Origin of the sequence: Streptomyces sp. PA03-5A (assembly GCF_033792725.1) — a bacterium.
GTDB lineage: Bacteria > Actinomycetota > Actinomycetes > Streptomycetales > Streptomycetaceae > Actinacidiphila.
The window spans coordinates 40,747-47,338 of sequence record NZ_JARAVL010000052.1 but is presented as its reverse complement, the minus strand read 5'-3'; the positions used below and the strand labels follow the sequence as shown (position 1 = coordinate 47,338).

The window sequence follows — 6,592 nt, the reverse complement described above, 5'->3', positions numbered from 1 at the left end:
GCGCCGGCCGCCGCCCCGGTCCCAGTGCCCGTCCCGGTCCCGGTGCCCGCCCCGGCCCCGGTGGCCGCGGTCGCCGCGCCGGTCCGGCACGAGGGTCCCGTCGCCGTCATCTCCCCCCTGGTGCGGCGCAGGGCCCGTGAGCACGGCCTCGATCTGCGCGCGCTGACGGGCTCCGGTCCCGACGGGCTCATCCTGCGCTCGGACGTGGAACGGGCCATCACGACCGGGTCCGCGGCGCCGGTCACCGTGGCCGCCCCCGCGGCGCCCGCGGCCCCCGCCGCCGAGGGCACCCGCATCCCGCTGCGCGGCATCCGCGGCGCCGTGGCCGAGAAGCTCGGCCGCAGCAGGCGGGAGATCCCCGACGCCACCTGCTGGGTGGACGCCGACGCGACGGAGCTGCTCGCGGCACGGGCGGCGATGAACGCCGCCGGAGGTCCCAAGGTCTCGGTGCTCGCGCTGTTCGCGCGGATCTGCGCGGCGGCCCTGGCCCGCTACCCGGAGCTCAACTCCACGGTGGACACCGAGCGCGGCGAGATCGTCGTGCTGCCGGAGGTGCACATCGGCTTCGCGGCGCAGACCGATCGCGGTCTGGTCGTGCCGGTCGTCCGGGACTCCCACCGGCGCAGCACCGAGGAGCTGTCGGCGGAGATCGGCCGGCTCACCGAGGCGGCCCGCTCCGGCGGCCTGACCCCGGCCCAGCTGACCGGTGGCACCTTCACGCTCAACAACTACGGCGTGTTCGGTGTCGACGGATCCACGCCGATCATCAACCACCCCGAGGCCGCGATGCTCGGCGTCGGCCGGATCACCCCCAAGCCGTGGGTGCACCAGGGCGAGCTGGCGGTGCGTCAGGTGGTCCAGCTGTCGTTCACCTTCGACCACCGGGTGTGCGACGGCGGCACGGCGGGCGGCTTCCTCCGCTTCGTCGCGGACTGCGTGGAACAACCGGCGGTGCTGCTCCGGGCGGTGTGAACGCGTCACGGTGGGCGATACTCCGGGCATGACTCCGGAGCCAGGTGAGCCGCGTGACCACTCCTCGCCGCGTTCGCCGCACGAGCAGCCCTACGACGCGGTCGTCCTCGCCGGCGGCGCCGCCAGGCGCCTCGGCGGGGCCGACAAGCCGGGACTGCCGGTCGCCGGACGCGCGCTGATCGACCGTGTCCTGGACGCGTGCGCGGGCGCGGCCACCACGGTGGTCGTCGGCCCGCGCCGCCCCACCGTCCGCCCGGTGGCCTGGGCCCGCGAGGAACCACCGGGCGGGGGCCCGCTGCCCGCGCTCTCCGCCGGGCTGCGCGAGGTCACCGCGGACGTCGTGCTGGTGCTCGCCGCCGACCTGCCGTTCCTCTCCCGCACGACGGTGGGCGCGCTGCTCGCCTCGCTGCGCGGCGGGCAGGGCGAGGACGGGGTCGTGCTCACCGACCCCGACGGGCGTGACCAGACGCTGGCGGCCGCCTACCGCACGGAGGCGTTGCGCCAGCACCTGGCGCTGATCGCCGCCGAGCACGGGACCCTCGCCGGGCTGCCGTTGCGGCTGCTCACCGGTGAACTGGCCCTGCGGAGGCTGCCCGACCCCACCGGGCAGGCCTCCTTCGACTGCGACACCTGGGACGACCTCTCCACAGCCCGGGCCCGCATCAGGGAGCATGGGGGCGTGTTGGATGAATGGATCACCGCAGCCAAGGCCGAACTCGGCATCGACCTCGACGTCGACATCCGTATGCTCCTCGATCTCGCCCGGGACGCCGCGCACGGCGTCGACCGCCCTGCCGCGCCGCTGACCACCTTCCTGGTGGGCTACGCGGCAGCCACGGCGGGCGGCGGCGAACAGGCCGTCGCGGAGGCCGTCAGGCGCGCCGCCGCACTGGCCGAGCGGTGGGCGAAGGAAGCGGAGAGCGGGGACCCGGGCGCATGAACCTGCCGGGTGCGGCGGGCGGTGCCCGCGACACCGGTGCCGGGGACGCCGCCGACGACGAGTTGGCCGCGGCGCTCGCCCTGGCCAACGGGCGGGCCACCGGCCGGCACGACCCCGTGCAGCCACCCTCCGGCGGCACCGGCGCCGACGGCTCCCGGTCGTCCCTCCCCCGTCCCCACGGGACCCATGGCGGGACCCACGGCGGGACCCGGGCCGGCGCCCACGGCGGGCACCACGACCTGGCGTGGCCGCGGGCGCGGCACATCGCAGGCTCCGCCGCGGGACCGCTGGGACGGCTGTCCGTGCCGCTCGGCGCCGCGCTGGGGCACGCGCTGGCCGAGCCGTTGACCGCGCTCACGGACCTGCCCGCCTTCGACACCTCCGCGATGGACGGCTGGGCCGTCGCGGGCCCCGGCCCGTGGCGCACGGCAGGCAGCGTCCTGGCCGGGCAGCGTTCCGCGGCCCCGCTGCTCGACGGCCACGCGACCGTCATCGCCACCGGGGCCGCACTGCCCCCCGGCACGACGGCGGTGCTGCGCCGGGAACACGGACGCGTCACCGCCGACGGGCACCTGCACGCCACGCGGGGCGGCCCCGGGCCCGGGCAGGACGTGCGGCCCCGCGGCCAGGAGTGCCGTGGCGGCGACGAGTTGCTGACGGCCGGCGTGCTGGTCACGCCCGCGGTGCTCGGCCTGGCCGCGGCGGCGGGCTACGACGAACTGACCGTCACCGCGCGGCCCTCGGTGGAGGTCCTCGTCCTGGGCGACGAGTTGCTGGACGCCGGAGCCCCCGGCGGCGGCCGGGTGCGGGACGCGCTCGGACCGCTGCTGCCCGCATGGCTCACCGCGCTCGGGGCCGGCACGGTCCGTGCGCGGCGGTTGAAGGACGACGCCGGCCTGCTGCAGGACGCCGTCACCGCGTCCACCGCCGATCTCGTCGTCACCACCGGTGGCACGGCGGGCGGCCCGGTGGACTTCGTCCACCCCGTGCTGGAGCGCATCGGCGCGCGGTTGCTCGTCGACGGCGTCGCGGTCCGCCCCGGCCACCCCATGCTGCTGGCCGAACTGCCCGGTGGCGGCCGCCTGGTGGGCCTGCCGGGCAACCCGCTCGCGGCGGTCTCCGGGGTGCTGACCCTGGCCGTCCCCCTGCTGCGCACGCTCGCGGGCCGCCCGGCCCCGGTGGCGTACGAGGCGCGGCTCGGCGGCGACGTGCACGGTCACCCCACCGACACCCGCCTGGTGCCGGTGGTGCTCGACGAGGAGTCGCAGGCGGCCCCGCTGCACTTCAGCGGTCCTGCCATGCTCCGCGGCATCGCGACGGCCGACGGCATGGCCGTCATCCCGCCCGGCGGAGCCGTCAAGGGCGACCGCACGGCCGTCCTGGAGACGGGCTGGGGACGGCTGTGAGGGAGGCGGGCCGCGGACGCGCCACCTCGGGGGCGGACGGCGACGTCGTCCACCTGCCCCGCAAGAGCCCCCTCGGCCCGCTGCACCAGGTCGTCCGGCGGTTGCTGATGGCGCTGTTCGTCCTGGTGCTCACCGTGCTGATCGTGTACCTGGACCGGGGCGGCTACCACGACAACGCCGGCGGTTCGATGTCGCTGCTGGACTGCGTCTACTACGCCACCGTCACCCTCTCCACCACCGGCTACGGCGACGTCGTCCCGTACAGCCCGAGCGCCCGGCTGACCAATGTGCTCCTGGTGACGCCGCTTCGCGTGCTCTTCCTGATCATCCTCGTCGGCACCACTCTGGAGGTGCTCACCGAGCGCACCCGCGAGCAGTACCGGCAGCAGCGCTGGAGGTCCACCGTGCGCGACCACACCGTCATCGTCGGATACGGCACCAAGGGCCGTTCCGCGGCCAGGACGCTGACCGGGCACGGTGTGCCCGCCCAGCAGATCGTGGTGGTCGACCCCGACCCCAAGGCGGTGGAGTCCGCGGTCGCCGCCGGGTTCGCGGGCGTCACCGGGGACGCGACCCGCAACGCCGTCCTGCTGCGCGCGGAGATCCAGCGGGCCAAGGAGCTGATCATCGCCGCGCAACGGGACGACACCGCCGTCCTGGTGGCGCTCACGGCCCGCCAGTTGAGCAAGCGGATCAACATCGTCGCGTCCGTGCGTGAGGAGGAGAACGCCCCGCTGCTCCGCCAGTCCGGCGCCAACGCCGTCGTCACCAGCTCGGGCGCGGCGGGCCGGCTGCTCGGGATGTCGATGCTCAGCCCGAGCGCCGGCGAGGTGATGGAGGAGCTGATCACCTACGGCAGCGGGCTGGACCTGATCGAGCGTCCCGTCACCAAGGCCGAGGCCGGGCTCGATCCGCGGGAGGTCGCCGACCTGGTGGTGGTCGTCAAGCGCGGCCACCGGATGCTCGACCACGACAACCCAGAGGCGAGCCCCTTGCAGTTGACCGATCGGCTCATCGTCATCCACAGGACGAGTCAGGACGACCCGTCGCACGTCCCGCAGGGGTAGCGTCGGCCCCATGCATGCGATCACCATCCCCGAACCCGGCGGCCCGGACGCGCTCGTCTGGGCCGAGGTCCCCGATCCCGTACCCGCCGAGGGCGAGGTGCTGGTCGAGGTCGCCGCGACCGCCGTCAACCGTGCCGACCTGCTGCAGCGGCAGGGCTTCTACGACCCGCCACCCGGCGCGTCCCCCTACCCGGGCCTGGAGTGCTCGGGCCGCGTCGCCGCCCTCGGCCCGGGGGTGAGCGGCTGGAGCGTGGGCGAGGAGGTGTGCGCGCTGCTCGCGGGCGGCGGGTACGCCGGGAAGGTCGCGGTCCCCGCCGGGCAGCTGCTGCCGGTGCCCAAGGGCGTGGGGCTCGTGGAGGCCGCGGCCCTGCCCGAGGTCGTCTGCACCGTCTGGTCCAACGTCTTCATGGTCGCCCACCTGCGCCCCGGCGAGACGCTGCTGGTCCACGGCGGTTCCAGCGGCATCGGCACGATGGCGATCCAGCTGGCCAAGGCGGTCGGCGCCAAGGTCGCGGTCACCGCGGGCAGCGAGGACAAGCTCGCGAAGTGCCGCGAGCTGGGCGCGGACCTCGGGATCAACTACCGCGAGCAGGACTTCACGGCCGAGGTGCGGGAGGCGTTCGGCGGCGCCGACGTCATCCTCGACATCATGGGCGCGAAGTACCTGGGCCGGAACGTCGACGCCCTCGCGGTCAACGGCAGGCTGGCAATCATCGGGCTCCAGGGTGGCGTCAAGGGAGAGCTCGACCTCGGCAAGATGCTGGCCAAGCGGGCCGCGATCACCGCGACGTCGCTGCGCGGACGGCCGCTGGAGGAGAAGGCGGCCATCGTGGCGGCGGTGCGGGAGCACGTCTGGCCGCTGCTGGAGTCCGGCGTGGTGCGCCCGGTGGTGGACTGCGCCCTGCCGATGAGCGAGGCGGCACAGGCGCACCGGCTGGTCGAGGCCAGCACCCACGTCGGCAAGGTGCTGCTCACGGTCTGAGCCGCCGCCGGACGGCCGGTACGGGCCCGGTGGGCACGACTGGCCGCCCATGACGCTCCGTGTGACGCTGAAAGCATGGAGTTGCGGAAGGTGGTCGTGGCGGCGACGGTGACCGGGGTCGCCCTCCTGGTCACCGGCGCGGCGGCGCCGCCCCCGCCCCATCCGGCGGCGTCCTCCGGGCCGGCCGGCAGCGAGGCCGGCGAGGGGCGCAGGCACCCGGGTCGGGTGGAGCCGCCCGCGACCCCGGGCGACGGTGGCGGCCGGCCCTCCGCGCCGCTCCCCGTCCACGTCGAGGAACCGCAGGACCAGGGCCCGGCCGCCGTCCAGGCGCCCATGGGACGGGTGCTGGAGGTGCTGCCGCTCGGCGCGGGGCTGGTGCTGATCGGGCTGGGTCTGGGCTTCCTCGGCCTGCGGCTGCGCCGTGGCCGCTGACCTCGGACGCCCCGCCCCCGTACACGGGTCCCCGGCACGTCCACCCGCCGCGCACCGCGTCCGGGTCGCACACCGGGCCGGCCTGGCCGAGGCGGACGAGTGCCGCGCGGGAGGGGTAGCGCGGGGCGTCGGGGGGCACAAATCCCGGAGGGGCGACGGTGCGCGACAATGGCGGCATGGAGATGCCGATGAACGAACGGTCGCAGGAGAGCCCGCAGGTCCTGGTCGTCGGCCCGGACGGGATGGCCCTCGGCGGCGGCGGACACGCCAACCGCGCCGGAGAAGGCGACGAGCAGCGCGAGGTGCCCGTGACGGAGATGGTCGAACAGCCCGCGAAGGTCATGCGGATCGGCAGCATGATCAAGCAGCTCCTGGAAGAGGTCAAGGCGGCGCCGCTGGACGAGGCGAGCCGGGCGCGCCTGAAGGAGATCCACCACAGCTCCGTGAAGGAGCTGGAGGCGGGGCTCGCCCCCGAGCTCGTCGAGGAGCTGGAGCGGCTCTCGCTGCCCTTCGCCGAGGACGGCGTGCCGAGCGACGCCGAGCTGCGGATCGCCCAGGCGCAGCTGGTGGGATGGCTGGAGGGCCTCTTCCACGGCATCCAGACCGCCCTGTTCGCCCAGCAGATGGCCGCACGCGCCCAGCTGGAGCAGATGCGCCGCGCGCTGCCGCCCGGTGTGGGCCACGAGGGCGACGAGGAGGGGCACGCCCCGGGCGGGGCGCGCACCGGCCCCTATCTGTGAGCGGTCGGCATGGACGGTACGTACGCGTAGGTACAGACGGCGGGGACCCGTGG

At 75.4% G+C, this 6,592-nt stretch carries 7 protein-coding genes; all 7 read left to right on the top strand.

Translation table 11 applies throughout. The features are described 5' to 3' along the window. Positions 1 to 972 (top strand): dihydrolipoamide acetyltransferase family protein (locus tag PV410_RS40355; protein ID WP_500331497.1); only part of this gene is annotated, 972 nt, incomplete at its 5' end. Positions 973 to 1,000: 28 nt separating this feature from the next. Beyond that, entirely contained in the window at positions 1,001 to 1,912 is a 912-nt protein-coding gene (locus PV410_RS40350; RefSeq protein ID WP_500331495.1) for an NTP transferase domain-containing protein, read from the top strand. Beyond that, the gene (locus PV410_RS40345; protein ID WP_500331493.1) at positions 1,909 to 3,318 is read left to right on the top strand and encodes a molybdopterin molybdotransferase MoeA; all 1,410 of its coding nucleotides are present in this window, start codon (positions 1,909 to 1,911) and stop codon (positions 3,316 to 3,318) included. Before PV410_RS40350 ends, PV410_RS40345 begins: the two co-directional genes overlap by 4 nt. Beyond that, positions 3,315 to 4,385, top strand: coding sequence for a potassium channel family protein (locus tag PV410_RS40340; protein WP_500331491.1), 1,071 nt, complete (start codon positions 3,315 to 3,317; stop codon positions 4,383 to 4,385). Before PV410_RS40345 ends, PV410_RS40340 begins: the two co-directional genes overlap by 4 nt. Before the next feature lie 10 nt (positions 4,386 to 4,395). Continuing rightward, the gene (locus tag PV410_RS40335) at positions 4,396 to 5,367 is read left to right on the top strand and encodes an NAD(P)H-quinone oxidoreductase (protein WP_500331490.1); all 972 of its coding nucleotides are present in this window, start codon (positions 4,396 to 4,398) and stop codon (positions 5,365 to 5,367) included. Positions 5,368 to 5,442: 75 nt separating this feature from the next. Beyond that, positions 5,443 to 5,799 (top strand): hypothetical protein, encoded by a 357-nt coding sequence (locus PV410_RS40330; protein ID WP_500331488.1) that lies wholly within the window; start codon positions 5,443 to 5,445, stop codon positions 5,797 to 5,799. Between the two features lie 176 nt (positions 5,800 to 5,975). Further along, positions 5,976 to 6,539 carry a bacterial proteasome activator family protein gene (locus PV410_RS40325; RefSeq protein ID WP_500331486.1) on the top strand — a complete coding sequence of 188 codons (564 nt, stop codon included), beginning with the start codon at positions 5,976 to 5,978 and terminating at the stop codon, positions 6,537 to 6,539. Positions 6,540 to 6,592 lie beyond the last annotated feature (53 nt).

Excerpts from the sequence above, each read along its gene's own strand:
- PV410_RS40350 (WP_500331495.1), top strand. The coding sequence starts at position 1,001 with ATGACTCCGGAGCCAGGTGAGCCGCGTGACCACTCCTCGCCGCGTTCG.
- PV410_RS40345 (WP_500331493.1), top strand. The coding sequence starts at position 1,909 with ATGAACCTGCCGGGTGCGGCGGGCGGTGCCCGCGACACCGGTGCCGGG.
- PV410_RS40335 (WP_500331490.1), top strand. The coding sequence starts at position 4,396 with ATGCATGCGATCACCATCCCCGAACCCGGCGGCCCGGACGCGCTCGTC.
- PV410_RS40330 (WP_500331488.1), top strand. The coding sequence starts at position 5,443 with ATGGAGTTGCGGAAGGTGGTCGTGGCGGCGACGGTGACCGGGGTCGCC.
- PV410_RS40325 (WP_500331486.1), top strand. The coding sequence starts at position 5,976 with ATGGAGATGCCGATGAACGAACGGTCGCAGGAGAGCCCGCAGGTCCTG.